The sequence below is a fragment of the Desulfofundulus thermobenzoicus genome (genome assembly GCF_009428905.1).
GTDB lineage: Bacteria > Bacillota > Desulfotomaculia > Desulfotomaculales > Desulfovirgulaceae > Desulfofundulus_A > Desulfofundulus_A thermobenzoicus.
This window is the reverse complement of record NZ_WHYR01000041.1, coordinates 1-26114: the sequence shown is the minus strand read 5'-3', so window position 1 is coordinate 26114 and position 26114 is coordinate 1. Positions and strand designations below refer to the sequence as shown.

Sequence of the window (26114 nt, the reverse complement as noted above, 5' to 3'; positions counted from 1 at the left end):
ACCGGTTTTTGCCGCCGGCTAATAATCGGTCATGGCTTCATCGGTGCCCCCGTCGCTTTTAAAAGGACGGGCGGGTAAAAGAAGGACCAGGTAATCCATGTTTTGTACCGGCCTGATTATGGTTGCACTTAAAGGGCCGGTAAATTCCAGGAGGGCTTCCTCTTCGGGGATTGCCCGCAGGATTTCGATTAAATAGCGGGCGTTAAAACAGATATCCAGGGGCTGACCGTCCACGGATACGTCAATGACCTCGCGAATCCACCCCGCTTCCGTATGCACCGAAACCACGCAGGTGTTTTGCCCCAGGGAAAAGTGTACCACGGGGATGTTGTTGGAAACAAGCAAAGCCGCCCTTTCCGTGGCTTCCAGGAGGGATCTGGTTTCCACCCGGACGCTGGTGGATGTTTCCTGGGGGATGGCCTGTTCGTAGGGGGGGAACTGGCCGGCGATAATCCTGGAGGAAAGGAAGATGTCTTCCATTTGAAAGAAAACGTGGTTTTCGCCGGCTATAATCTCCACCTGCCGGTCTTCGCCGGTGATCAAGCGGGCCAGTTCATTCAGGGTTTTTCCGGGAACCACAATGTTCATGGGTTTTCCCGCTGTTTTTATGTTCGCCTGCCTGACGGCCAGACGGTGGGTGTCGGTCGCCACCAGGCGGAAAAAGCCGTCTTTCAATTGCATAAGAATACCGGTAAAAATGGGGCGGGTTTCATCGCTGGATACGGCGAAGGATACCTGCCGGATCATTTCCCTTAACTGGTTCCGGTTCATGGGCAGTGAAAAGCCTTCCGCCGGGGATGATGGCCTGGGATACTGCTCCGGGTTAAACCCGTGTATGTTCAGCTGTGACGTGCCGTAACGAATGGCGGCGCTATGGCTTCCCGGTGGCGTTTGAATTTCAATGGGCAGATCGGGCAGGTGACGCACCAGGTCCGCTATATAGCGGGATGGCAGTACCGCGGCTCCCTCTTCTTCCACCGACACTTCCACCCGGCATTGTATGGTCAGATCCATATCCGTGGCCGTGACGGTCAAGTGGTTGCCGGTCGCTTCAAACAATAGTCCCGAAAGTATGGGGAGGGGAAGGCGGGGCGAGATGGCCCGGTTGGCTGTTTGTATGGCAAAGGCCAGGGTGTTTCTGCTGGTGGTGATTTTCATGTTCGATCCCCCAGAATTATTTTTAAAAAGATTTAAAGTAGAAGTCCCATTAGGGGTTGTGCTTTTGTGGAAAAGTGTCCTGTGGTTAGATGTCGCCCGGCTGGAAGGCCGGGACAATCTGTGGATAACCGCTGTATAAAAGTTGCAAAAGGTTGGTTTTAAATTATCCGAGTATATTTTGCTTAATTTTGGTAATGGTTTCTTCCAGGAGGGAATCCTGTGACAATTGTTCGCTTATTTTTTCGAAAGCATGTAATACGGTGGTATGGTCCCGGCCGCCAAACTCCTTGCCGATGTCGGGCAGGGAGAGATCGGTCAGTTCCCGGCAGAGGTACATGGCCACCTGACGGGGAAAGGCTATATTGCGGGTGCGTTTTCTTGATTTAAATTCTTCACATTTGATTCCGAAATAGGAAGCTACTTTTTCCTGAATCAGGTCCGGGGTAATCTGGATGGGTGTCCGTTTGGGCAGTAAATCTTTGAGAACGCTGGCGGCCAGTTCGGTGGTGACCGGCAGTTTGTACAGGGAGGCATAGGCCACTACCCGGATTAAGGCCCCTTCCAGTTCCCGGATGTTGGATTTGATGTGCTGTGCAATGTACTCTAAAGTGTCGTCGTGGACGGTAATGTTGTCAAATTGTGCTTTATTGCGTAGAATAGCGATGCGTGTTTCCAGATCCGGCGGCTGAATGTCGGTGATCAGTCCCCATTCAAAGCGGGAGCGCAGGCGATCTTCCAGTGTGGTGATTTCCTTGGGTGGGCGATCACTGGAAATGATGATCTGCCGGTTGGATTCGTATAAGGTATTGAAGGTGTGGAAAAACTCTTCCTGGGTTTTTTCCTTACCAGCAAGAAATTGGATATCGTCCACCAGCAGTATATCCATGCTGCGGTATCTTTCCCGGAACTGGGAAGATTCCCGCTGCGAAATGGCGGCAATCAGATCATTGGTAAATTTTTCTGAGGTAACATAGGAAACCCGCATGTGGTTGCCACTATGTAAAATGTGATGGCTGATGGCGTGCATGAGGTGGGTCTTGCCCAGGCCCACGCCGCCGTAAATAAACAGCGGGTTGTATGTTTCGGCCGGCGCTTCGGCCACGGCGCGGCAGGCCGCGTGGGCAAAACGGTTGCTGTCCCCCACCACGAATTTGTCAAAGGTATACCGGGGATTTAAGTGGCAGATGTCCGCTGGTTGTTTGGGTATGGTCTTGCGGATGCGGCTCAGGAGAGACTCATCCACTTCGTCGGCCGGCAGGAATTGTACTTCCATATCGTGGTAAGCAATACTTTGTATTGTGCTTTTAATAATGGGAGCATAACGGGTGACCAGCCAGTCCCGGAAAAAATTGTTCGGTACCTGGATAAAAAAGGTATCCCGGTGGAAACCAAGGGGATGTACCGACTGCTGCCACAGTTCAAAAGTTTCCTGATCCAGCTTGGGGCCGAGGGAGTTGAGCACCAGTTCCCAGATTTCCGTAAGACTAGATTTGGCCATTTGGTTAAAACCCCCTGCACCTTATCAACAGATTTGCCCACATAAATTTACCCGTCCTGTGGACTGATCCCGGACAAGGTGTTTTTTATCATATCAGATTTGCCGGTGGTTATCAACAGACAAAATGGTATCCTGTGGATGATGGGAAGGAACCTTGTTTAAATGGTACCTGGAAGGGGTTTTTTCTTGACGTAAAGGGCTATTTTCTATATAATACTTTGTGACCTGTCTAGTATTTTCCAGCCCTGACCCGGCAGAGGAGGTGGATGCAGGTGAAAAGAACCTACCAGCCCAAGGCCCGCAAGCGTAAAAGGGTTCATGGATTTCTTAAACGTATGTCCACAAAGGCAGGGCGCAACGTGATTAAAAGGAGAAGAATGAAAGGGAGAAAAAGATTGACCGCCTGAGGACGCTTTTTCCCGGGGGGTCTTCTCATCGTTTAATTTTTGATTAAGAGTTTAGAGAAAGGATTTTGGCCGGGGATGGGAACGGGCTTGCAGGTCATCAAGCGGAACAGGGATTTTCAGAGGGTGTATAAAAGGGGTTTCAGTGTAGCCAACCGGGTGCTGGTTCTCTATCTTTGCCGTAATAAAGGACAGGTAAGACGTTTCGGTTTTTCGGTCAGTAAAAAAGTGGGCAAAGCCGTGGTGCGCAACCGGGTGCGGAGGATATTGCGGGAGATTTGCCGGCTGCACCAGGACTGGTTTCCCCAGGGGCACGATGTGGTGATTGTGGCCAGAAAAGAGGCCGTGGGCAGGGATTTTACAGATCTTTCCGTAAGATTGCAAAAGCTGACCGCAAGGGCGGGGGGGAAAAGCCAGTGCGCAAGGTAATTATCTTGCTTTTGCGCTTTTATCAAAAATGTATATCGCCTTTAAAGGGTCCTTCCTGCCGTTTTTATCCCACCTGCTCGGAATATGCCGTTCAGGCTGTAGGCAGGTACGGGGTTGTTCGTGGTTCCCTCATGGCAGTTTGGCGGTTGCTTCGCTGTCACCCCTTTAATCCGGGTGGCTATGATCCGCTAGTTTAAGGAGGAGATGATTTGTTTCAGGCACTGGTTGACGGCATGGCGGCGCTTTTGAACTGGCTTTACCAGTTCACTCAGTTGATTCATCTCCCCAATTATGGACTGGCTATCGTTTTGTTGACGGTAATAGTAAAAATGATCCTTTATCCGTTGACCGTAAAGCAGATGCGTTCCATGGTGGTGATGCAGCAGCTGGCGCCCAGGGTGAAGGAAATTCAGGAGCGTTATAAAAGCAAGGACCCGCAGAAAATGCAGCAAAAGATCATGGAGCTGTACAAGGAACACAATGTCAACCCCATGTCCGGGTGCCTGCCGCTGCTGATTCAGCTGCCCATACTGATTGCCCTTTACCGGGCCCTGCTTCATTTTAACTATGCCGATCCCCTGCACGCCCGTTTTTTCTGGATTGGCAGTCTCAGCCAGGTGGGGGATCCGTTGTTTATATTGCCTGTTTTGGCTGGGATTACTACCTATGTGCAGTCGCGCATGACCACCAATATGACCGACCCCACCCAGCGCATCATGCTCATTACCATGCCGCTTTTTATTGCCTGGATCAGTTCCACGGTGCCTGCCGGTCTGGCGCTTTACTGGGTCACCTTTAACGTGGTGGGTATTGTCCAGCAACATTTCGTGAACCGTCATACCCGAGTTCTGAAGGAGGCGCTTAGTCAAGGTGGAGGGAGTAGAGAAAACCGCTAAGACCATTGAAGAAGCGGTGTCATTAGCCCTGGCCGAGTTGGGGATTGATCGGGAAGATGCGGAAATAGAGGTACTGGAAGAACCGTCCAGGGGCCTTTTTGGTATACTGGGGTCAAAGCCGGCCAGGGTCAGGGTACAGGTTAAGGACACTCCATCCAGACGGACCAGGGACCTGCTTGGCAAGCTTTTCGGAGCCATGGATTTAACGGTGGAATTAAATATTGAAGAAAAGGGAAATAATTTACGTGTTGATATAGAGGGCAAGGATGTGGGCATACTTATCGGCAGGCGGGGTGAAACGCTGGATGCCCTGCAATATCTGGTGAACCTCTACGTTAATAAAAACCAGCTTTCCCGCTGCAGGGTAATCCTGGATGTGGAAGGTTATCGCCGGCGGAGGGAAGAGACTTTACAGAAGCTGGCCCAGAAACTGGCCGATAAGGCCAAGCAGCGGGGGCGGAACGTGGTCCTGGAACCCATGACGTCCCATGAAAGGCGCATTATCCACACGGCGTTGCAGGGCCGGGACGATATCTATACCTTCAGTGAAGGGGAAGAGCCCTATCGCAAAATAGTCATATCCCCGCGCAAGTGAATGTTCTCTGGTTGAAAAAGAACCCAGCCGGTTTTTGACCGGGCTGGGTTTTTTCCAATGGTGGTGGAAATATTGATTGACGATACCATTGCCGCCATTTCCACACCCCTGGGTGAGGGGGCCATCGGTATAGTGCGCCTCTCCGGACCCCGGGCCGTGGAAATAGCATCCAAATTATTTGTATCAGCAAAGAAAAGGGACTGGATCAACGGGGGGAGCCATCGCCTGATCTACGGTCACGTGGTGGACCCGGAAACAAAAGAAATGGTGGATGAAGTGCTGCTGGGATTGATGCGCGCACCCCACACCTATACCCGGGAAGACGTGGTGGAGTTTAACGGTCATGGGGGAATAGTACCCCTGCGCCGCATTCTGGAGCTGGCTTTACGTTATGGTGCCCGGTTGGCCGAACCGGGGGAATTCACCCGCCGGGCCTTTTTAAACGGCAGGCTGGACCTGGCCCAGGCCGAATCCATTATCGACGTAATCCGGGCTAAAACGGACGCCGGGCTGCGCCTGGCCATGTCCAACCTGCGGGGGGAGCTTTCCACGCGGGTGGGCCAGTTCCAGGATCAACTCCTGGGCCTGGTGGCCCGGGTGGAGGCGACCATTGATTTTCCCGAGGAGGACCTGGAGGAAGTCACCCGGGAGGACCTGATCACAATTACCGGGGGCGTTTTGTCCGGGGTGGAAGGGCTTATAGAGCAGGCCGCCGGCGGACGGTTATACCGGGAGGGGATACGCGCGGCCATTATCGGGCGCCCCAATGTGGGCAAATCCTCCCTCTTAAACGCCCTGTTAAGGGAAAAAAGGGCCATTGTCACCGAAATTCCCGGTACCACCAGGGATGTGATCGAAGAGGTAGTGAACATCAGGGGTATACCCGTCCGGTTGATGGATACGGCCGGCCTGCGGGCCACCAGTGACGTGGTGGAAAAGATGGGGGTTGAACGTTCCCGGGACGCCCTCCGTCTGGCCGATCTGGTTCTGCTTGTTCTGGACGCCAGTACGGGACTGACGGATCAGGACCGGGAAATTATCGAACTGGCCGGGGACCGGAAGGGAATTATTTTAATTAATAAAAGTGACATTGGTGATGGGCGGGCTCTGGAAAGGGAAGTAAGGCCGGCGGCCGGTGATAAGCCCGTGAAAATTATTTCTGTTGAAACGGGGGAAGGCCTGCCGGATCTGGAACGGACCATTGAGGAACTGGTCCTGGGGGGCAGGGTGGAAGCAGCGGATACTTTTCTGGTCAGCAATGTGCGCCACAAGGAAGCACTGGAAAAGTGCCGGGAATTTTTACGGGAAGCGCGGGAGGGTTTATTACAGGGGCGTAATCTGGATCTGGTGGCCATTGATCTGCGGGCGGCCTGGGAGGCCCTGGGCCTGATTACCGGTTCCACCGTCAGCGAGGATATTGTGGAGCGTATTTTCCGGGATTTTTGCATTGGTAAGTGAGGTGAAAAAGTTGGAATACGTGGCCGGAAAATATGATGTGATTGTGGTGGGGGCCGGACATGCCGGCTGTGAAGCGGCCCTGGCGGCGGCCAGAATGGGTTGCCGGACTTTAATCGTTACTTTAAACCTGGACAACGTGGCCCTGATGCCCTGTAACCCGGCCATGGGCGGCCCGGCCAAGAGTCAGCTGGTCCGGGAGGTGGACGCCCTGGGGGGTGAGATTGGATTGAACACAGACCGCAATGCCATTCAGGTGCGCCTTTTGAATACCGCCAAGGGCCCGGCCGTCCAGGCCCTGCGTGCCCAGGCGGATAAAAAGCGCTATCACATCAATATGAAAAAGGTACTGGAAAACCAGCCCGGCCTGGATGTGAAGCAGGTGCTGGTGGAAAGGTTGCTGGTGCAGGGGGAGCGGGTGGCCGGAGTGGTGGGCAGCACCGGGGCCACCTTTCTGGCCCCGGCGGTTATTTTGACCACCGGCGTTTACCTGCGGGGACGGATCATTATTGGCGATCTGGCCTTTCACGGCGGTCCCCAGGGACAATTTGCGGCCATGAACCTGTCCCGGTCGTTAAGGGATCTGGGTCTGGAACTGGGCCGTTTTAAGACCGGCACGCCGGCCCGGGTGGACAGGCGGACCATCGATTTTAATAAAATGACCATACAGCCGGGGGACGAACGCCTGTTGAATTTTTCTTTTATTTCGCCGGTAAGGGAAAGGGTGCAGGTTCCCTGCTGGTTGACCTATACCACTGAGGAAACCCACCGGATCATCAGGGAAAACCTGCACCGTTCACCCCTTTTCAGCGGCTTTATCCAGGGCACCGGTCCCCGTTACTGCCCATCCATTGAGGATAAGGTGGTCAGGTTTGCCCACCGGGACAGCCACCAGGTGTTTATCGAACCGGAAGGCCTGGATACCGTGGAGATGTATGTTCAGGGAATGAGCACCAGCCTGCCCGAAGATGTGCAGCTGGCCATGCTGCGCACCCTGCCGGGTTTGGAGCGGGTGGAAATAATGCGCCCGGGATATGCCATTGAATATGATTATCTGGTACCCACCCAGTTGAAGCCTTCCCTGGAATGCAAGACCATCCGGGGGTTGTTCAGCGCCGGGCAGATCAACGGTACTTCCGGTTACGAGGAAGCGGCGGCCCAGGGTATAATGGCCGGTATCAATGCCGCCTGTTTCATTCAGGACAAGGAGCCCCTGGTTTTGTCCAGATCCGAGGCCTATATCGGCGTGCTCATTGACGACCTGGTAACCAAGGGTACCAATGAGCCGTACCGGTTGTTGACCTCCCGGGCGGAATACCGGCTCCTTTTGCGTCAGGACAATGCCGACCTGCGTTTGACCGAAAAGGGGTACCGGGTGGGGTTGGTAACGGGAGAAAGATACCGGGCCTATGAAAAAAGGCGGGGGTTGATAGCGGCTGAAATTGAGCGGTTGCAGCGCACCATTCTGCCGGTGACGGACAGGGTGCAGGAGGTGCTGGAAAGGGCCGGCAGTGCCAAACTGCAGCAAAGCACCAGTCTGGCCGCCCTTTTACGCCGGCCGGAGATAACCTATGATCATATCCGGCAGGTGGATCAGGGGGCGCCGGATTTGCCCGCCGACGTGCAGGAAGAGGTGGAAATTGAAATAAAATACGAAGGATATATTAAAAAACAAAGGGCGCAGGTGGAGCGCTTTGAAAAAATGGAAGGACGCCGCATTCCCGAAGATCTGGATTACGACCAGGTGACCGGTCTGGCTGCCGAGGCCAGGCAAAAGCTGTCCAAAATACGCCCCCTCTCCATTGGTCAGGCCAGCCGCATATCCGGGGTGAGTCCGGCCGATATAGCCGTATTGCTGGTTTACCTGGAAAGTAAAAGGCGTGGGGCCAAGGGCGGCGGAGGGGAGCAAACTGTGGCAGGAAATGAATGACGCTATCATTTTAAAACAGGCCCTTTGGGCGGGGCTGGCACAATGGAAAATAACCGTGGACGACCGGATGCTGCAAAAGTTTTGTTTGTATTACGAGCTGCTCCGGGACTGGAACAAACGGATTAACCTTACGGCCATAATCGCCCCGGAGGAAGTGGCCGTCAAACATTTTCTTGATTCGTTGAGTATCCTTACCATGCTCTCCCCGCCTGACGGCCTGAAAATGGTTGATATTGGTAGTGGTGCCGGTTTCCCGGGCCTTCCCCTGAAAATAGTACGGCCGGACATGGAGATTACTCTGGTGGAATCGGTGGGTAAGAAAGTATTATTTTTACGGGAAGTGGTAAACCGGCTTAATCTGAACGGTGTGGTCATTTATGCCGGGAGGGCCGAGGAAGGTGCCCGGGAACCGGCCCTGCGCGGTGCATTTCAATTGGCTGCCGCCAGGGCCGTGGCTGCGCTGCCGGTACTGACCGAATATGCCCTGCCCTTTTTGCAAAAAGGAGGGCTGTTTCTGGCTTTAAAGGGGCCGAAGGTGGAGGGGGAAGTGGCGGCCTGCGCCCGGGCACTGGAACTCCTTGGTGGAAAAATACGGGATATAAAATCCTTTGTCCTTCCCGTCATACCTGAAGAACGAACGATGGTTATTATGGAAAAGGTGGCCGGCACACCGGAAAAATATCCCCGCCGCCCGGGAATCCCGGCCAGACGGCCGCTGCAGGAAAAGGGCTGTGGCCATACTGCCAGACATTGATGGATATTTTCGTTTTTTCCGGGAATAATAATGGGCGGAGGTGAAAAACAGTGCCGGATAATAAATGCCAGCAAATCAAATGCACTGTAACTGAATGCGCGTACAACACCAATGTGATGTGTGACGCTCCAATGATTCAGGTCGACCGCAACGGCGTGAGCAAAGCCAGTAATTCACCCCACACCAGGTGTGAAACATTCAAGCCGCGGTAAATAAAACCAAAGGACCGGCCGGGAAAGGGCCGGTCCTTTGGTTTTGTTCCGGAGGAGTCTGACCCCATGACAATATTTGTAGGTTTTCACTGAAACCGGTGGTTAATACAAAGGCACGGCGTTGTCCAGGCGAACGACATTGCGAAGCGCCGGTAACAGCACCCAGCGAGCTGAGGTTGCCGGCTCGGCTCCCGAGGACGCCAACGAAAATCGTCTTTAGAAACGTGACAGAATCACATCGGGGAAAAACGGCAGGAAAGCATGATAATAGTAACGATGGCAATCCGAAAGACGAGCCAGAGCCGGCCCGAAGCTCACTGTGGTGCTGTCGGCGCGAAAGCCAAGGAGTGAGCGGGACAACGCCGTGCCTGCACCGGTTTGACTGAATACATACCAATATTTTCCGTTAAACCGGCGGCTCTTTTACTTTAATCCTGCAGGCTGCGGTCATCCTTTTTAGCTCTCCGGCAGTATGTTTTAGAAGGAAGAGGCAGTATGACTGTTGAATAGAAATTTAAACCACGAACAGGGGAGTGGTATTTGTTGGGAAAGACCATTGCCATTGCCAATCAAAAGGGAGGGGTGGCCAAAACTACCACGGCCGTGAACCTGGCGGCATGGCTTTCCCTGATGGGAAAAAAAGTGTTCCTGGTCGATATCGATCCCCAGGGTAACGCCACCAGTGGAACAGGCATAAATAAAGAAAAATTAAATTACAGCATTTATGATGTTTTGATTGGCGGTCAGGATATCAAATCCGTTTGGGTTGACTCTTCCCTGCCCGGATTGAAGGTTCTGCCGGCCACCATAGAACTGGCGGGGGCGGAAGTCGAACTGGTTAACCAGGCGGACAGGGAAAGGATTTTGCGCCGTGTTCTTGACCCGGTGCGGGATTTGTTTGATTTTATTTTTATTGATTGTCCCCCCTCGCTGGGTTTGCTCACCTTAAACGCCCTGACGGCCGCCAGTTCAGTGCTTATCCCCATCCAGTGCGAATATTATGCCCTGGAAGGGGTGGGGCAGTTGATGAATACTATCCAGCTGGTCAAGCAGCGGTTGAACAAAGATCTGGAGCTGGAGGGTGTGCTGCTCACCATGTTTGACGGGCGTACAAACCTGGGCATCCAGGTGGTGGATGAAGTCAAGCGCTATTTCAAGGGCAAGGTTTACCGGACCATTATCCCGCGCAACGTCCGTTTAAGCGAGGCGCCCAGCCATGGTCAACCGGTAATGATTTATGACCGCCGTTCCCGGGGGGCGGAAGTTTATTACGAACTGGCGAGGGAAGTGATGGGTATTGACTAAAAAAAGGGGCTTGGGTAAAGGGTTGGATGCGTTGATTCCGGTGGTGGAACCGGATCTGGCGGGCAGTTTGCGGCAGATTCCCGTAAACAGTGTGCGGCCGAACCCCCGCCAGCCCAGGCAATTGCTGGATGATGCCAGGCTGGAGGAACTGGCCAGTTCCATCAGGGAACATGGTGTGGTGCAGCCCATTGTGGTGCGACCCCTGCCGGGGGGGCAGTACGAGTTGATTGCCGGGGAGAGACGCTGGCGGGCCTGCCTTTCCCTGGGTGAGGAATTTATTCCGGCGCTGGTCAGGGATTATGACGAGGTGGAAGCGGCTGCCGTTACTTTAATAGAAAATATCCAGCGGGAGGACTTGAACCCGCTGGAAGAAGCCATGGCTTACCGGCGTTTGATCGATGAGTTTGGTATGACCCAGGAGGAACTGGCCCGCAAGGTGGGTAAGAGCAGATCATTTATAGCCAATACCATGCGTTTGCTGGGGCTGCCCGATGAAGTGCGGGAAATGCTGGGTAATGGACAAATTACCGCCGGTCACGCCCGGGCCGTTTTGTCCCTGGAAGATGCGGATAAACAAATAGCGGCGGCCAGGGAAGTGGTGGCCGCCGGTTTAAATGTGCGGGATACGGAGGAACTGGTAAGGCGATATGCCGGCCAGGACGGGGATCAGCAGGAAAAAAAGGGACGGAGGAGCGGTTCCGGCAGCGTTAGCCATACAAACGAAGAGATGGAATCCATGGAGGCCATGCTCGGCGGCGCCCTGGGTACGGCGGTGCATATCCGTTCCCGGCGGGGTGGTACCGGAGTAATCGAAATTTGTTATGAAAGCCGGGCACAGCTGGAGGAAATAATCAGTTTGCTGTTGCGTTAGCCGTGTTTCATGTGAAACGTCAAAGGGTTTTAGAGAACTGTTTTAATGCCGCCTGGCGGGCGAAATGGTATATCTCCTGGATGGGAACGCCGCTACTGCCGGCCGCCTGCCGGCAATCCTCGTATTCGGGGCTGATCTGAACGGGCTGATCACCATTCAGATAGCCTATTTTTACATTTACCGTGCCCCATGGGGTGGTGACCGGCAGCAGCTTCCGCTGGAGAATGTGGCGCTGCTCCCGGCGCGTCCGCACCCCCAGGGTGGTGGTTTCCCGGAAAATAATTTCCAGCATCTCTTTTTGCAGGTGGCGGGGGCATAAAACGGACATCCTTGTACCCGGCCGCCCTTTTTTCATGATTGATGGCAGTAAAAACACATCCAGGGCGCCGGCCTGCCGCAGGAGGCCATCCACGTAAGGTAACCATTCAGGGTTCATATCGTCCACATCCGTTTCCAGAACCAGCACCTCTTCCTCTGCCGCCATGACCGGCCTTTGCTCGTCCAACTTGTGACCGACAAAAAGACGCAGGTAATTGGGCAGGGCGTAGTTCCGGCTGCCCAGGCCATAGCCGGTGTTTTCCAGTTGCATGGCCGGCATGGGACCGAAGCTGTCGGCCAGGGTGGAAGCCAGGGCCGCTCCGGTGGGGGTGACCAGCTCCCCCTCCACATTCACCGGCCGCAGGGGCAAACCCTTGAGCAATTCGGCCGTGGCCGGGGCCGGCACCGGCATTATGCCGTGGGCACAGCGAATTGTGCCGTAACCTGTGGGCAAGGGGGAGCAATGGAGGCTTTCCACACCCAGCAGGAAAAGACCCAAACAGCTGCCCGCAATATCAAGGATGGAATCCACCGCCCCCACTTCATGAAAATGTACCCTCTCCGGTTCAATACCGTGCACCCGGCCTTCCGCTTCGGCCAGCCTTTGAAAGACACGCACGGCATTGTCCTTAACCGGGCCGGGAAGATTACCGCCGTCAATAATGGACAATATTTGTTCCAGGTGACGGTGGGGCTGCTCAGTCCCATCCTGGGATATAATAACCCGGGTACCCCGCCAGCCTCCCCGCACTTCCTCCCGCACGGCAATTTCAAAACCCTGCAGGGGCAGGGTGCGCAGGGTTCCCACCAGTTCACCGGCATTTACCCCGGCGTCAATCAGCGCCCCCAGGGTCATGTCCCCGCTGATCCCACCTACACAATCTAAATAGGCAATACGCATCATTTATCCCCTTTCAACAGGCGGTTTATGGCTGTGGCCAGGGCGGCGGCGCCAAAACCGTTGTCTATGTTCACCACGCCCACACCGGAGGCGCAGCTGTTGAGCATGGCCAGCAGGGCGGCCAGGCCCCCGAAACTGGCCCCGTAACCGACGCTGGTGGGCACGGCAATAACCGGGCGGCTGGTTAAACCGCCCACCACACTGGCCAGGGCTCCTTCCATGCCGGCCACCACAATGATCACCGCCGCCCGGCCCAGACGGTGCTGGTTGTCCAGCAGGCGGTGCAGGCCGGCCACACCCACATCATACAATTTCTCCACCGGGTTGCCCATGGCCAGGGCACACACGGCGGCCTCCTCGGCCACCGGCAGGTCGGCCGTGCCGGCACTGATCACCAGCACGGTACCGGGGAAAAGGGGCTTTTCGGGCGCCCGGTGAACAATACAGCGGGCCGGGTGGTGATAAAGGGCCTCCGGGCATACCTGTTTTACGGCCTCATACATATCCCCGGTGGCCCGGGTGGCCAGAACGGGGCCGCCCGCACCGGCCAGGTGCCGGAAGATTTTTTGCACCTGCTCTACGGTCTTTCCCTGACAAAAGATCACTTCGGGGAAACCCTGGCGTAAAGCCCGCAGGTGATCCAGCCGGGCGAAACCCAGGTTTTCGTAAGGCCAGTTTTGCAGTGCCTCCAGGGCCTGTTCCACGTCTATCCGTCCCCGCTGCAGTTGTTCCAGCAGGGAACGCAGCCTGTCCGGCGTCATCGGGCGGATCCCTTCCCTGTGTCCGGCGGCAGAACTTTGTTCATGCTGCCGCTTTGCAGGCCGTCGAGGTCGGCGGTGATATGGGTAAAACCGGAACGGGTCAATGCATCGAGCAAAGCCCGGCGGGTATCTTTCAGGAGCAGGCGGGGCAGCTGTTCCTCGGGGACCTCGATCCGGGCCACCGGGCCGTGGTGCCTGACCCTGACCGGGTAAAAGCCCATTTGCTGCAGCACATTTTCGGCTTCCTCCACCTGGCGTAATCTGGCAGGGGTGATGGTTTCCCCGTAGGGAATGCGGGTGCACAGGCACGGGGAAGCCGGCTTGTGCCAGTTGGGCAAACCCATCTCCCGGGCCAGCAGGCGTATTTCTTCTTTGGTCAATCCGGCTTCCTGCAGGGGACTGCGCACACCGGCCTCCCGGGCCGCCTTTTGACCGGGACGGTAATCGGCCAGGTCATCGGCATTTGCTCCGTCCAGTACGGCGGAAAATCCCCGCTCCCGGGCCAAAAGGTTGAGGTCTTTGTAGATTAATGATTTGCAAATATAACACCTGTCCGGAGGATTGGCACGGAACCGGTGGTCGTCCAGCTGGCGCCCGGCCACCATTACCTGCTCCACTCCCAGTTGCCTGGCCAGAAGCCGGGCAGCATCCATTTCCCGGTGCCCGTAAATGGGCGAATCCACCGTTACGGCCACCACCCTTTGCGGGCAGGCTTCCCCGGCCAGGGCCAGTAAAAGGCTGCTGTCCACCCCGCCGGAAAAGGCCACGGCAACGCTTTGTAATTCCCGGAGAATGGCCATTACCTTCTCCTTTTTGTACCTGGCACTTTCCAACATTTTTTCCTCCCGGGTTGGCTGAACTGATGCGGCAACGGCAGCCCCGGCAGCCGTGCCTGAACAAAAGCCAGCCATAGTGCGGGTTGACACCCTAAGATTGGACAATTAGTCCTTCTTGCTCGTGATTTTTAGCGAATTTCAATTCAGGGCGGCGGCCTTGATTGCCACCCCGCACGTGGATAATCAAAACCGCCGACGGGGCGGCTCCGGGGAACATGCTATGGGCAAGAGGCAAGCCCCGGTCGGTTATCCATTGTTCCACGTGCGGGGTCCCCGGCAGTCAAGGCTGCCCTAAAAGCTGATAACATTCCGTCTGTGGCAGATAGTGGGTAGCAGAATGAGTACGGGCCCCCTCTTCATACCCGCCAGAAAACCGCCTATATTTATTCTTTCTAAAATTTCCGGATGAATCCTGCCTTCTTCGCATTAATCTTTCCGGAAGGGTGCGGGGAGAGAGGATTTGTCGCCTTTCAGGTAGAATATATAATACTACGTACGATAGAATTTAAAAATGGAGTGAAATCTCTTGAGATTTCCTTTAAATGATAAAGAACAGCTATACAGCAAGATACTCAAATTAATTCAGCCGGTTCTTGATTCAGTCAGTGAAATGCAGGGTCTCTGGCTGAAATTCGTCGACACGTCCGGGGAGTATATCCTTACCTCCCGGAGCACCAGCCCGTGCAAATTTTGCTGGTATATAAGGAGCACCAGGGACGGCTTGAGCAGGTGCCACCAGTCCGCCCGCCTGTCCGTGGCGAAAAGCAGGCAGAGGCGGGGTCCTGTGAAAATGTGCTGCCATGCCGGCCTGACGAGCATCACCGTGCCCGTCATGATTGAAGAAAAATGCCTGGGGGCTTTGGTGGCCGGCGAAATAATTGAACAACCTTTGTACGAAAACGCCAGGCAAAGGGTCGTCACAACGGCGGGGGACCTGGGTATTGACTCCAGGAAATTGCTGGATTATTTCGAAGAAATAGCCCCCTGGACGGAAAAAAGAATCGATATTGTCACCCGCTCCCTGGACGCGATCAGCAACTGCTTTATTGAAATAGGCGTGACGGCGGGCAAAAATGAGCGAACAGAGCTTGAAAAACACCTGAGGGAGATAGAGTTAAAGGCCCTCTTAAATCAAATCAACCCCCACTTTTTATTTAATACCCTGAATACCATCGAGATGCTGGCCATGATGGAGGGAGCCCGGCAGACACCAAAAATAGTGCACTCCCTGGCCGAGCTTTTCAGGCATAACCTGTACGCCACTTCGGATCTTGTTTCAATTCGGCAAGAAATGAACAGCGTCAACAACTACCTGACCATCCAGAAGTGCCGTTTCGACAACAGGATTAGGGTTATCAACAAAATTCCGTCCAGGTTGATGGATTTAAACATCCCGGTGTTAACCCTTCAGCCGCTGGTGGAAAATGCGGTTGTTCATGGCCTGGAGCCCCTGGAAAAAGGGGGCTGCTTGAAACTGGAAGGGTACATTGAAGCCAACGACATTGTATTACAGGTAATTGACAACGGGATAGGTATTTCTCCCAAAAAACTCCTGCAAATACAGCAGCAGTTAAACAGGATGGACAGCGAATCAAACAAAATCGGCCTGATTAACGTCCAGAAACGCTGCCGGCTGCATTTTGGACCTTCTTACGGGATCAGTATCACCAGCACCCCGGGCAGGGGGACCACCGTTACCCTGCGTCTGCCCGTTCAAGCCGGAAAGGTTGGTGCCAACTTTGAAGTTATTAGTCGCTGACGACGAAATCATGATCAGACAGGGCATCCGCCTCATGCTGGAGAGTTCCCCACTCTTGTTCGACGATATCCTGGAAGCCGACAGCGGCCGCACGGCTGTTAAGCTGGCCCGGCAGCACAGCCCGGAAATTATCCTGATGGACATAAAAATGCCGGGTCTGTGCGGAATAAGCGCGGCAAGAGAAATAAGCAGATTTAATGCCAACTGCAAAATCATTTTTCTAACCGCCTACGGCCGCTTTGATTTTGCCCGGGAAGCCGTGCGCTGCAGGGCCAGGGACTTCCTGGTGAAGCCCGTCAGCCGGGAAGATCTAATTAACACCATTGAAATGTGCAGCGAGGAGATAAAACAATTCATCGAGAATAACCAGAGGGAAGAGCAGATCAAGAAGGAACTGTTTTGCTCCCTTGAAGAATTTTTGGTTAACGAGTTGGTTGCGGGAACAGCTTTATCCCCTCGCCAGCTGTGGCAGAAGCTGCAGATTATTTCGCCCCCAGACGGTGAACCGTGGTTTTCCGAAGACCGGCTGCCCAATATCTGCCTGGTATTCAGCTCAGACTGCCAGCTATCGGGCTATAAATCAAAAAAAACAAGAAACATATCCGTAAAGGATGCCTCTTTTCCCCTGCTAATAGAGCAAATGGATAAAAAATTAGTTTGTCTATCAGCTATTCCTGCATCAGAAGCCTGTGTCCAGGAAACCTCCATTAACCTGGCCAGGGCGCTTGCCGGCATTATATGCGGGCAAGGTGGCGCCACGATCAATATAGGCATTGGAAGGGTTTATAACAATGTTGAATCCCTTCACCAGTCCTATGCAGAAGCTTGCAGGGCGTTGAAATACGGCTTGAAGGCTGCTGCAGCTAGAGCAGGCAATGAAAAATACAATATAATTCACATCGATAGTATAGACGAAAACAGGGTGTTTTCCCGACCCTATCAGATAGCGCAGCAGGTGATCAACTATCTGGAGAATAATTACAATCAGAAAATAAGCCTGAAAGAGGTGGCCCAGTCAGTTTATCTGAACCCCGTTTATCTCTCCACTGTTTTCAAACAGGAAACCGGCTATACTTTTTCGGACTATCTAACCCTGATTAGGGTGGAGAAAGCAAAAAAATTACTGGACTTGCGCCTTCCAGTGAAAGAAGTGGCCAGGCAAGTAGGCTATCCGGATAGCAATTACTTTTGCCGGATCTTCAAGAATGTGACGGGGGTTACCGCTACCGACTACAGGAAAAACAAGACCCACGTAAACTAAAATGGTGCGGCGCTCAGGACCATCCCGTAAATATTCTCAGCATGTTGGGAACTTTCCGGTCGCTGTTGCCACAGCCGTACCCGATCCGCTCCCAGCGTACCGGCGGGAAGTAGCCGAACTCACTGACCAGGACTGCTAAGATGGCTGCGCCGGTGGGAGTAACCAGCTCCTTTTCGCTGTTTACCCAGTGCACCGGTACTCCCTTAAGCAGTTCGGCGGTGGCCGGCGCCGGCAGGGGCACCATTCCGTGGGCCGTGCTGACAAACCCCCTCCCCATCGGCAGCGGGGAGGAATAAACGCGCTCTATTTCCAGCAACCTAACGGCCAGAACGGAACCCACCACGTCAACTATGGAATCCACCGCCCCTACTTCATGGAAATGAACCTTATCGGCTGGTAAATTGTGGATTCTGCCCTCGGCTGCAGCGATGTTTTCGAATATTTTAATGGACTTGTCCTTGACCCAGTCGTCAAGACCGCTCCGCCCTATAATCCCCACAATCTCGCCCAGGTGACGGTGGTGGTGATGACCATTTTCATGGACGACGACATTCAGTTTTGTCCCGAAAATACCGCATTTTGAAACCCGCGAAGCTTCCAGGTGAAATTCGTCCAGGCCGAGGCTGGAAAGTTCTTTGCTCAGCTGTTCAAGGGGCAGCCCCAGATCAATGAAGGCGGCCAGCAGCATATCGCCGCTGACACCGGAAAAACAGTCAAAATAAGCTATCTTCACTTTTCTTTCACCAACTATCTTCATTGTTTATACCGGCGATCATGGCTGCCGCGTACCCCGCGCCGAAACCGTTGTCAATGTTTACGACGGTGACCCCGGCGGCGCAACTGTTAAGCATGCCCAGCAGCGCCGAAATACCCCTGAGATTGGCCCCGTAACCCACGCTGGTAGGCACGGCAATGACCGGCCTGTCCACCAGTCCCCCGATTACACTGGGCAGAGCCCCCTCCATCCCAGCCACCGCAATAATCACTTTAGCGTTCACGATCATTTTCATGTGATTAAGCAGCCTGTGCAGGCCGGCCACGCCGACGTCAAACAGCCGCTCCACCCTGTGACCCAAGAGTTCCGCCGTTAAGGCCGCTTCCTCGGCCACCGGAATGTCCGATGTGCCGGCGCTGATGACGAGAATGTAGTCCTTCGTGGAGTGTGCCGCCTCCGATCTTTTAACGTACATCACCCTGGCCAGCTCGTTGTACTGCACATCGGGAATAACCTCCCTGGCGGCGTAATAAGCCTCCGGGGCGCAGCGGGTGGCCAGAATGTTTCTGTTGGGCTCGTAAGCCTTTAAACGCTGCATGATGGCCGTTATTTGCTCCACCGTCTTGCCCTGGCAAAAAATAACTTCCGGGCATCCCGTGCGAATGGTACGGTGGTGATCAATCTTGGCAAAACAGATGTCTTCGTAAAAAAAGTTTTTCAGTATTTTAAAGGCTTCTTGAGGCTGAACAACTCCCTGGCTGACCTGTTCCAGCAGTTTTTGCAGATCTCTGGACTCCACAGCCATATCCCCTTTCATCAGTAAGACGCATTCCGTTGCCTGCTAGATGGCCAAAAGATCTCCCCGGTCGTGCACGTCTGAGTTAACCCTGATGGTGATTACTTCCGCCATGTCCCCGGACCATAACCTGGTTTCTATGCTGGAGCGCAGCGCCGCCAGCGGATAACTGTAACCACATTCTTCAAGCTTTGCCTGAACTTGTACCAACTGGTCGTGGTCTACCTTGATGCTGAGCAGTTCGCCCCTATGGGCTATATATTTTGGCCTTATATTAAAGATGATGTTGCGGTCCCCGGCCGTTAGGCGCAGAGTTTTCTCTCTAAAAGACACATCAAAATGAACATGCTGACTTTCTAGTACGTGGTAACCCCAGATTCCCAGCTCGGAAGCCAAAAATACTGCCGCCTTTTCCACCAATTCTGCCGGCAAGTCTATAAAAAGCATATACCCGGGGCGGTTTTTCTTGGTTATTGACTGCAGCAGCTGTACATTCCATGCACCCATTTGAAACAGCCTTTGGATCGAGTGACCAATTATCTCTCCGGAAGAATGATCGACCTGCGCTATGATCAGCTTACCCTCATGCATGGCGCATTCTCCTTTTAATAAACTCTGAATAACACCGACCTGGTGTTCAATTAAGCTAACGTCACAAGCACTGGCCGGCATCCTGTACTTCGTCAATGGTTCTGCTCTTTTCCCAGTAAGTTTTGATCTCTTCAGGTATTACCTGTTCCCATTTGGCAACATACCTGGCCTGTTTTTCCTTAATGGTGCCGAAAAGAGTCACCAGGGCCTTTTCCGCATCCCTCACGGTGGAAAACGAACCGTAGGTTTGAATTAAACCAAGTATGGAATCGCCCGGCAGACCGGCAGGAACTGCGCTGTTCCAGATCGGTTTTATGGATTCAGGCAAAAGCTCCCCGATGGCGTTCGCGTCCCTGCCCATCACCTGTTTGAACGCTTTAAAAACTGCCTGGATTAAATGCAGGGTATCGCCATAGGTGCAGTAATTGCCCAGACCTTTGGCGTAGTTGATAAATTCCCTCTCACTAATTGGCCTCCATTCCATTTTTATAGTTCCCCTTTATTTATTAATGGTGGGCTTCTGGTTTTTAAAACGGTTGATGGCCATTTCAACGTACTCGGTCATCATGATGCCGCCCATCACGCACGTGCTGGCGCAGAGGCCGCAGCCCACACACAGTTCGGGCTCGCTCATCCAGGGCACAAATATTCCTGCAATATTTGTTTCGGTCATTTTTAGCAGCTCTTTTTTGCATTTGTTAACACAGTCCCCGCACCCCTCGCAGTTTACCGGCGTCACCCACGGCATTTGTTTTGGCAATTTTTTGGACTTGCTGTCAGTTTCTGTCATAATTTAAGCAAACCCCCATCAGTTTGTTGCCTGTCAAATTCCGGGGCCCGGTGGAGAGACCTCCACCGGGCGATCAACCAAACCACTGTTACTTCAGTTCGCGGGCAATCCGCGCCGCCAGAATTGCCGATTCCAGGATGGTGGGCACCGGAATGCTCATGCTTATGGTCGCTCCGGCAGCTGCCTGTTCCACTGCCTCCTGGGGCGTGACACCCATGGCCGCGCCCACGCAGGCAGGAACCACCACGTCCATGGCTACCGCGCCAGCGTTCAGCAAATCCACGGCGCCGGCGGCAAAGCACTCGATTATCTTCAGCGTTTCCCTATCGTTGGCCAGCATGGCGTCGGGAATTGTTTTGGCCAGAATGTTTTCAAAGGTGTATACCTTGCCGTCGACCTTCAGCTCCACATCCACGTAACCGTCAAAGGCAAAGTATTTCTGGGCGAACTTATGGGTCCGGCGGCCCGCCCCAGGACGGACATTGTAAAACCTTACGTACTCAATGTTCCTGCCCAGGGCCTTGCTGAATAGGCGGGCCACACCATCACCCAGGTCTTTAATCCGCTGGTCCTCCAACTCACGGGTTATTTCAGTGATGGTCTTACCGCTCTTCATACCGTTGTACGCGTGTATGGTCCGCTTGTAGATGGAGTCCACCAGCACCGGCTCGGTGGCCATCATTACCGACCGGGTGATTGGACCGCGCTCGACGAAGTTGGCCCGGCGGGCCAGGATGTTGGTGGCCACCGCGGCGTGTTCCACCTGGAAGAAATTGTCCATGGTTTTCCTGATCACATCGGCAATCTCTTCCTCCTCCATGCCTTTACCCAGCAGGTACAGGGCCAGGGAGGCCGAGGTGCACCAGTGGGTCAGGGGCAGCAGGAGCGGGCCGCCGCTTCTGCCGACGCCCAGGGCCGGACCTTCCTGGATCAGGGCGCACACCTCGTTGAACATGATCATGCCCACCACCGTGGGCTGCCCGCAGTCTTTCAAGATCATGGCCAGGTCACCCACTACCTTGGCGGTTTCCAGTTCTTCACCGGTGCCGCGGATGTGGATTTTTTCAGGCATATTGGCGGCTTTTACGGCGGCCAGGCCGCAGACGTACGGGGTGCGGGTTTTCAGGAATGGACCCCACTCTTCGCCCACATAAGCGTCTGGGTGCAGTATTTCCAGGGCGGCGGCGCAGGCCAGCAAACTGGACATCCAGCGGCAGGGCTTGATGCCCACCGAGTTGTAGGCCCTCATCATACCGTCAACGCCGATTTTGACCAGTTTCTGGGCCAGTTCCGGGAACAGGATATCTTCCCCTACCCGGGTATGGCCGGTCACCGGGCTGCCGGCGACCCCCAGGGGAGTGATTTCCCCTGGCCATGGAGCAAGGACTTCCTTGTCCATGGCCTCATAGATGGCCCTGACGGCGGCAAAACCGGATATTTTATTGTTCAGCTTTTCCGTCGGTATGTTGGCCACCCTGCCCGCCGGCGCCCCTGCGGCCATGCGGCATACGGCCCCCAGTTTCCGGTTAGGCGCGGGGATTCCCGCCGTTACGCTGCTTCCGGCCCAGTACAGCAGGGTTGCCCCCACCAGGGCGGCATTGGAGGCGTCGGCACCGCAATCCATCAAGGTCTTGACCACTTTTTTGGCTATGTCGTCCATTTCGGTGCTGCGCTCATTACTTACGCTGACGTTGATTTTCTTGCCTTTCTTCATTTCCCTGGCAATGACGTTGGCGGCGGCCCAGACGCCCATGTTGAAAACGCCGAATCCACCCAGTATGGCGTCGAATTTTTCAGTGGTAAGGTAATCTGGTTGGGCTGTTGCTGCTCTGAATGCTGCTAAAACTTCTTTTTCCATAAGCTTAATTCCCCCTAATTTTTATTTGGAAAGTTATTTGGCCCCCGGAGGGATAATATCTTTCCAGCGACTTTCCTCAAAGTCTTTCATTTTCTCGTAGCCCATAACGTCCAGGCGAAGTCCTGCCTCGGCTCCCGGCTTGGTGCAGTAGATTTGTTCAACATCAACAACAAGTTCGTTTTCCTCGATTTTGCCTTTTCCCTTAAACTGGTAAGGAGCTCTGACGGCGCCCAACTGGCCGGGCGCGACGGCGACATTTTTATTTTCAGCCAGGTTGCCGGCTATCTGATCCTTCTGCCTGGCGGTGATGGGGATGCGGATAATATTTTTTTCCACCCTGCATCTTTCAGCCACAATCACCGTGGGGTAACCCTTTGCCGTGGCTGTAGCCACGTGCACTCCCAGGGCTTCGATCCAGTTTTTCATCCTGGGTGTCAATTCAATTCCCACTGCGCACGCCCCCATTACAGTATTTTCTTACCGGCTTCCGCAGGATTATAACTGTACACTTCCTCCACCTTGAGAGCGATTACACCGCGCTGGGCCAGTTTGGGAGGCGCGATGTCGGGAGGAACCTCATCCGGTGGTTCCTTGGTGGCCCACTCTCCCCACTCGGCCAGCACTTCCCCGGCCTTGATGCCGTGCCATTTGTAATTTGCCGGTGCGGCGTGGCTGATAATGGTGCAGGGCCCCCTGAACACCCAGGTATGTCCCTTTACCGGGTGCGCTATGGATATACAGCCCACCTCGTTTTCATTAAGGTTTACCTTGGTTTTCTGGGCGAACATTTCCCCGATTAGAATATATTCGTCCTTGTAATGAGTGACAAATCTTTCCGCTACGATGTTCGGAACTCCGTCAGCGCTGCAGGTGGTGAGGTGGACAACAGCCCCTCCTTTTCCTACAATTTTCAATACATCCTTCATCTCTTCAGTCAAATTAGCCACAGTCAATACCTCCTTTCAAAAAATTCATCTTTTTTAATATGGATATGATTACAGGATTATTTTCAACTATTTGCTCTGCAAACCTCTATACAAAATTAAGGGGAAATAGCAATATTTTAAGATAATCGAAGTGCCGTTGTCATTAAACCTATGGGAATAGATTGATCGAATTCTGGAAACTATGCGGTCTTTAGCTGGATTGTTTTTTATTTTGACGTGATACCGGGCATGAGCAGTCCGGGGACACGGATACGATAATTAATCCAGTTGATTTTTGCCGGCTTAAAAGGTATTATTACTGGTGGAGCCGGAAAATAGATATATGAACCCGTTATGAATATGCTGTCTTAAAGGGCCTGGTTCCGGGTGGGATGGAACCACTACCAGCCTGGAAGCCGGCGGCAGTATCCATAAAGCAGGTGATCACAATTGACCGGAAAAATTTTTGTGGACCGGGTGGATGCAGGCCGGCAGCTGGCCGCCCGGTTGAGGGGAATCTGTGGCCGGGACGGGCTGGTGCTGGCCATCCCCCGGGGCGGGGTGGTGGTGGGGGCGCAAATTGCCCGGGAACTGGGACTGCCCCTGGATGTGGTTATTCCCCGCAAGGTGGGGGCGCCCCACAATCCGGAAGTGGCCATCGGCGCCGTGACCCAGGACGGCACCACCTTTTACAACCGTACATTGCTGGATTTTCTGGGCCTTGGGGAGGATGAACTGCAGGAACAGGTGGAACTGCAGAAAAAGGAAATAAAAAGGCGCATGCTTCTATACCGGGGTCGAGTGGACTACCCGGACTACAGCGGCCGCCAGGTCATCCTGGTGGACGACGGCATTGCCACCGGCTATACGGTGCTGGCCGCCCTGCGCTGGATCCGCCGGCAATTTGCACCGGGGGAGTTGATCCTGGCCGTACCGGTGGCCCCCACCGATGTGGTGGACAGGTTGGGGGAGGAAGTGGACCGGCTGGTGGTGCTCCTGGTGCCGGAGGACTTTTACGCCGTGGGGCAGTTTTATCAGGATTTTTCCCAGACCACCGATGAAGAGGTTATCACCTTGCTGGGCCGGCCCGTGAGGGAGTGACAAACCCCTTCACCGGCTTTTTTTATCCGGCAAGTTGCTGGCGAATCGGCCCTGCCGACCAGAGGCCGGTGACCATAAAGCCCGGATAACAGTTGTTCAATTTACTTATAAGCAGAATACCGCATATGCCCTGATGACCGGGAAAACCGGTTTTTAGCTTTTCCTCCCGGGCTATAGAAAAGCGCCTCTTTGAACATACTACAGACAATAACAGCCAAGACTGTTCAGGAGGTGCTTATTTTGACCAAAAAAGTAGCCGTGGAAGAAGGCCTGACCGGTGTAAGGGATCTCCTCCGTAAGACAGGATATCAGGTGGTCAGCCCGGGCAGCGGTGAAGAGGTGCTGGCCGTGGTGGGCACCGGGCTGGATAATAATGTTATGAATATGCAGGATATAACCACCCGCTCTGTGGTTATTGATGCCACCGGGAAAACGCCGGCAGAGATTTTATCCCGGGTGCGGGAACTGGGGTAAATCTATTGGCGGGTTTCCGGGGGCCGGTAACGTTACCCGGCAAATGCCGCCCGTTTACCTGTAATGCCGGAGGAGTTTTAATCCTGCACAAGAAGAAACCCGGGTTATATTTCCCGGGTTTCTTCTTCCAACTTGCTGCCGGCCAGTATTTCTTTAAAACCCTCCACGATAACATCGGCCATGCGCATCACCAGGTTTAAGCGGGTATTTTGCAGGACCAGATATTCCATAAAGCCGCCCACATTGACAATGCCCGTAATGTGGATTTCACCCACCGGGGGAAGTTTTTTATTCACTCCGGCCCCCGGCCGCAGGGAACCGTCGCCGATGGTAATACAACCCACGCTGTCCACATTACCCAGGCAGGCGTCCAGGGCGATAATCAGGGGGTTGGGGTACCGCCGGTAAATTTCGTCCAGCTTTTCCTGCAGGTTGCTGGCATGCACCGGCTGTTCCAGGGTACCGAAAATATGAAAATCATTTTGCGTCAGATCCGCCAGTTTGGAACCCACCAGGGGCCCCAGGCAGTCCCCCGTGGAACGGTCGGTACCGATGCACAATAGAATTACCGGTTGTCTTTCCAAACGGTCGTATCTTTCCAGGCGCGCCAGCAGGTCGCGGCTGAACTTTCTGGCCGCCAGGGGATCCTCTATATGAATTCTGGTTTTGTGTTCCGGAACAATTGCCGCCACTTTGTCGATCATTTTGCTCTCCTCCTGAATTACCAATAACTACTATATTTATTTCCCGTCCGGTACAGGATTATTCCTGACATTTTTATGGTCAAGCCCGGCTCCGGCGCCGCATATGGATGGTACCGGGGGTGACCATATTGCCCGGTAAAGGTGCCCTGGGACAGTGTTTCCGTGTGGTGGCGGTTTATATCGGTACGGTAATTGGGGCCGGATTCGCCTCCGGCCAGGAAATATTACAGTTTTTTATTGTTTTTGGGAGCAGGGGCCTCTGGGGAGCTGTCCTGGCCGCCGTTCTCTTTGGCCTGCTGGGGCTTTTCCTGATGAAACTGGTGATGACCCTGCGCACCACCAGTTACGCCCAGCTGTTGCCGCCATTAATGGGCCACAGGCTGGCCGGACTGGTTGATCTGCTCAGCCTGGCCATGCTTCCCGGCGGCCTGGCCGTAATGCTGGCAGGCAGCGGCGCTGTTTTTCAAGAGCAATTTGGACTGGCCCCGGCCGGCGGGGTTATGCTGGCGGCCTTTATTACCGCCCTGGTTATCTTATTCGGTCTGGAGGGGGTATTGCTGGCCAATATGATCCTGGTGCCGGTAAAACTGCTGGCCATTGGTCTGGTCTGCCTGTTTGCCCTGTTCCTTCACGGTATATCCCTACCCCCGGGAGAACAAGCGGTCCGTCCGGTTACCGGGTTGAATCACTGGGCCTGGTTCGGCCTTTTATATGTATCCTATAATCTGGTGGTGCCGGTGGCCGTCCTGTCCTCCCTGGGGCGCAGCCTGGAAAAAAGACCGGCCGTTCTGGGGGGGCTGGTGGGAGGGTTGGTGC

At 54.2% G+C, this 26114-nt stretch carries 30 protein-coding genes; 16 read left to right on the top strand and 14 right to left on the bottom strand.

Annotation, left to right across the window (positions count from 1 at the left end; translation table 11 throughout):
- Positions 1–18: 18 nt before the first annotated feature.
- Entirely contained in the window at positions 19–1158 is a 1140-nt protein-coding gene (gene dnaN, locus GFC01_RS13400) for a DNA polymerase III subunit beta (protein ID WP_152947676.1), read from the bottom strand.
- A 163-nt stretch (positions 1159–1321) separates the two neighbouring features.
- A complete protein-coding gene (dnaA, locus tag GFC01_RS13395; RefSeq protein ID WP_152947675.1) occupies positions 1322–2656 on the bottom strand; it encodes a chromosomal replication initiator protein DnaA in 1335 nt (444 codons plus the stop codon).
- Between the two features lie 272 nt (positions 2657–2928).
- Here dnaA and rpmH point away from each other — a divergent pair, with 272 nt between their 5' ends.
- The 11 genes from rpmH to GFC01_RS13340 all read left to right on the top strand — a co-directional run bounded on the left by rpmH (position 2929) and on the right by GFC01_RS13340 (position 11507).
- Positions 2929–3063, top strand: a complete 135-nt coding sequence (rpmH, locus tag GFC01_RS13390; protein WP_341473984.1) for a 50S ribosomal protein L34 — start codon at positions 2929–2931, stop codon at positions 3061–3063.
- An 87-nt stretch (positions 3064–3150) separates the two neighbouring features.
- The gene (gene rnpA / locus GFC01_RS13385; RefSeq protein ID WP_243137580.1) at positions 3151–3489 is read left to right on the top strand and encodes a ribonuclease P protein component; all 339 of its coding nucleotides are present in this window, start codon (positions 3151–3153) and stop codon (positions 3487–3489) included.
- Complete coding sequence (yidD, locus tag GFC01_RS19050) at positions 3477–3686, top strand: membrane protein insertion efficiency factor YidD (RefSeq protein WP_341473983.1); 210 nt, start codon at positions 3477–3479, stop codon at positions 3684–3686. Before rnpA ends, yidD begins: the two co-directional genes overlap by 13 nt.
- A 12-nt stretch (positions 3687–3698) precedes the next feature.
- A complete protein-coding gene (locus GFC01_RS13375; RefSeq protein WP_243137579.1) occupies positions 3699–4385 on the top strand; it encodes a YidC/Oxa1 family membrane protein insertase in 687 nt (228 codons plus the stop codon).
- Positions 4360–4980 carry an RNA-binding cell elongation regulator Jag/EloR gene (gene jag, locus GFC01_RS13370; protein WP_341473982.1) on the top strand — a complete coding sequence of 207 codons (621 nt, stop codon included), beginning with the start codon at positions 4360–4362 and terminating at the stop codon, positions 4978–4980. The genes GFC01_RS13375 and jag overlap by 26 nt, the downstream gene beginning before the upstream one ends.
- 72 nt (positions 4981–5052) lie before the next feature.
- Positions 5053–6438 (top strand): tRNA uridine-5-carboxymethylaminomethyl(34) synthesis GTPase MnmE, encoded by a 1386-nt coding sequence (gene mnmE / locus GFC01_RS13365; protein ID WP_152947684.1) that lies wholly within the window; start codon positions 5053–5055, stop codon positions 6436–6438.
- A 10-nt stretch (positions 6439–6448) separates the two neighbouring features.
- Entirely contained in the window at positions 6449–8365 is a 1917-nt protein-coding gene (mnmG, locus tag GFC01_RS13360) for a tRNA uridine-5-carboxymethylaminomethyl(34) synthesis enzyme MnmG (protein ID WP_152947672.1), read from the top strand.
- Positions 8358–9119, top strand: coding sequence for a 16S rRNA (guanine(527)-N(7))-methyltransferase RsmG (gene rsmG, locus GFC01_RS13355; protein ID WP_152947671.1), 762 nt, complete (start codon positions 8358–8360; stop codon positions 9117–9119). Before mnmG ends, rsmG begins: the two co-directional genes overlap by 8 nt.
- Positions 9120–9169: 50 nt before the next feature.
- Positions 9170–9331, top strand: coding sequence for a DUF1540 domain-containing protein (locus GFC01_RS13350; RefSeq protein ID WP_423244395.1), 162 nt, complete (start codon positions 9170–9172; stop codon positions 9329–9331).
- 543 nt (positions 9332–9874) lie between these two features.
- The gene (locus GFC01_RS13345; RefSeq protein ID WP_152947670.1) at positions 9875–10636 is read left to right on the top strand and encodes a ParA family protein; all 762 of its coding nucleotides are present in this window, start codon (positions 9875–9877) and stop codon (positions 10634–10636) included.
- On the top strand, positions 10629–11507 hold the full coding sequence (locus GFC01_RS13340) for a ParB/RepB/Spo0J family partition protein (protein WP_152947669.1): 879 nt from the start codon (positions 10629–10631) through the stop codon (positions 11505–11507). The genes GFC01_RS13345 and GFC01_RS13340 overlap by 8 nt, the downstream gene beginning before the upstream one ends.
- Positions 11508–11526: 19 nt before the next feature.
- On the opposite strand, the gene larC (GFC01_RS13335) is transcribed toward GFC01_RS13340, so the two are convergent.
- Genes larC (GFC01_RS13335) through larE form a run of 3 tightly spaced genes read right to left on the bottom strand, consistent with a single transcriptional unit; the run spans position 11527 to position 14320 of the window.
- Positions 11527–12726 carry a nickel pincer cofactor biosynthesis protein LarC gene (gene larC / locus GFC01_RS13335; RefSeq protein WP_152947668.1) on the bottom strand — a complete coding sequence of 400 codons (1200 nt, stop codon included), beginning with the start codon at positions 12724–12726 and terminating at the stop codon, positions 11527–11529.
- Complete coding sequence (gene larB, locus GFC01_RS13330; RefSeq protein WP_152947667.1) at positions 12726–13487, bottom strand: nickel pincer cofactor biosynthesis protein LarB; 762 nt, start codon at positions 13485–13487, stop codon at positions 12726–12728. Before larB (GFC01_RS13330) ends, larC (GFC01_RS13335) begins: the two co-directional genes overlap by 1 nt.
- A complete protein-coding gene (larE, locus tag GFC01_RS13325; protein ID WP_243137578.1) occupies positions 13484–14320 on the bottom strand; it encodes an ATP-dependent sacrificial sulfur transferase LarE in 837 nt (278 codons plus the stop codon). Before larE ends, larB (GFC01_RS13330) begins: the two co-directional genes overlap by 4 nt.
- A 529-nt stretch (positions 14321–14849) precedes the next feature.
- Here larE and GFC01_RS13320 point away from each other — a divergent pair.
- Positions 14850–16082 carry a sensor histidine kinase gene (locus GFC01_RS13320; RefSeq protein WP_152947665.1) on the top strand — a complete coding sequence of 411 codons (1233 nt, stop codon included), beginning with the start codon at positions 14850–14852 and terminating at the stop codon, positions 16080–16082.
- Positions 16063–17343, top strand: coding sequence for a response regulator (locus GFC01_RS13315; protein WP_152947664.1), 1281 nt, complete (start codon positions 16063–16065; stop codon positions 17341–17343). The genes GFC01_RS13320 and GFC01_RS13315 overlap by 20 nt, the downstream gene beginning before the upstream one ends.
- 13 nt (positions 17344–17356) lie before the next feature.
- On the opposite strand, the gene larC (GFC01_RS13310) is transcribed toward GFC01_RS13315, so the two are convergent.
- From larC (GFC01_RS13310) to GFC01_RS13275, 8 genes are all read right to left on the bottom strand, one after another.
- On the bottom strand, positions 17357–18076 hold the full coding sequence (gene larC, locus GFC01_RS13310; RefSeq protein ID WP_194174949.1) for a nickel pincer cofactor biosynthesis protein LarC: 720 nt from the start codon (positions 18074–18076) through the stop codon (positions 17357–17359).
- 7 nt (positions 18077–18083) lie between these two features.
- Positions 18084–18857 carry a nickel pincer cofactor biosynthesis protein LarB gene (gene larB / locus GFC01_RS13305; RefSeq protein ID WP_341473981.1) on the bottom strand — a complete coding sequence of 258 codons (774 nt, stop codon included), beginning with the start codon at positions 18855–18857 and terminating at the stop codon, positions 18084–18086.
- 42 nt (positions 18858–18899) lie between these two features.
- Entirely contained in the window at positions 18900–19445 is a 546-nt protein-coding gene (gene larC / locus GFC01_RS13300) for a nickel insertion protein (RefSeq protein ID WP_194174948.1), read from the bottom strand.
- Between the two features lie 61 nt (positions 19446–19506).
- Complete coding sequence (locus GFC01_RS13295) at positions 19507–19929, bottom strand: hypothetical protein (RefSeq protein ID WP_152947661.1); 423 nt, start codon at positions 19927–19929, stop codon at positions 19507–19509.
- A gap of 15 nt (positions 19930–19944) precedes the next feature.
- On the bottom strand, positions 19945–20193 hold the full coding sequence (locus GFC01_RS19445; protein WP_279233484.1) for a 4Fe-4S dicluster domain-containing protein: 249 nt from the start codon (positions 20191–20193) through the stop codon (positions 19945–19947).
- A 130-nt stretch (positions 20194–20323) separates the two neighbouring features.
- A complete protein-coding gene (locus tag GFC01_RS13285) occupies positions 20324–22093 on the bottom strand; it encodes a hypothetical protein (RefSeq protein WP_152947659.1) in 1770 nt (589 codons plus the stop codon).
- A 33-nt stretch (positions 22094–22126) separates the two neighbouring features.
- Positions 22127–22543 (bottom strand): pyridoxamine 5'-phosphate oxidase family protein, encoded by a 417-nt coding sequence (locus tag GFC01_RS13280; protein WP_341473980.1) that lies wholly within the window; start codon positions 22541–22543, stop codon positions 22127–22129.
- A gap of 14 nt (positions 22544–22557) precedes the next feature.
- On the bottom strand, positions 22558–23040 hold the full coding sequence (locus GFC01_RS13275; RefSeq protein WP_341473979.1) for a pyridoxamine 5'-phosphate oxidase family protein: 483 nt from the start codon (positions 23038–23040) through the stop codon (positions 22558–22560).
- Positions 23041–23469: 429 nt separating this feature from the next.
- Here GFC01_RS13275 and GFC01_RS13270 point away from each other — a divergent pair, with 429 nt between their 5' ends.
- Together GFC01_RS13270 and GFC01_RS13265 are read left to right on the top strand one after the other, a co-directional pair.
- The gene (locus GFC01_RS13270; protein WP_152947657.1) at positions 23470–24120 is read left to right on the top strand and encodes a phosphoribosyltransferase; all 651 of its coding nucleotides are present in this window, start codon (positions 23470–23472) and stop codon (positions 24118–24120) included.
- 240 nt (positions 24121–24360) lie between these two features.
- Positions 24361–24594: a YkuS family protein gene (locus tag GFC01_RS13265; RefSeq protein WP_152947656.1), complete on the top strand. Its 234-nt coding sequence runs from the start codon at positions 24361–24363 to the stop codon at positions 24592–24594.
- A gap of 104 nt (positions 24595–24698) precedes the next feature.
- Here GFC01_RS13265 and yyaC read toward each other — a convergent pair whose 3' ends face one another.
- A complete protein-coding gene (gene yyaC / locus GFC01_RS13260; RefSeq protein ID WP_152947655.1) occupies positions 24699–25298 on the bottom strand; it encodes a spore protease YyaC in 600 nt (199 codons plus the stop codon).
- A 128-nt stretch (positions 25299–25426) separates the two neighbouring features.
- Here yyaC and GFC01_RS13255 point away from each other — a divergent pair.
- A partial coding sequence (locus GFC01_RS13255; protein ID WP_479723385.1) for a YkvI family membrane protein occupies positions 25427–26114 on the top strand: 688 nt, incomplete at its 3' end.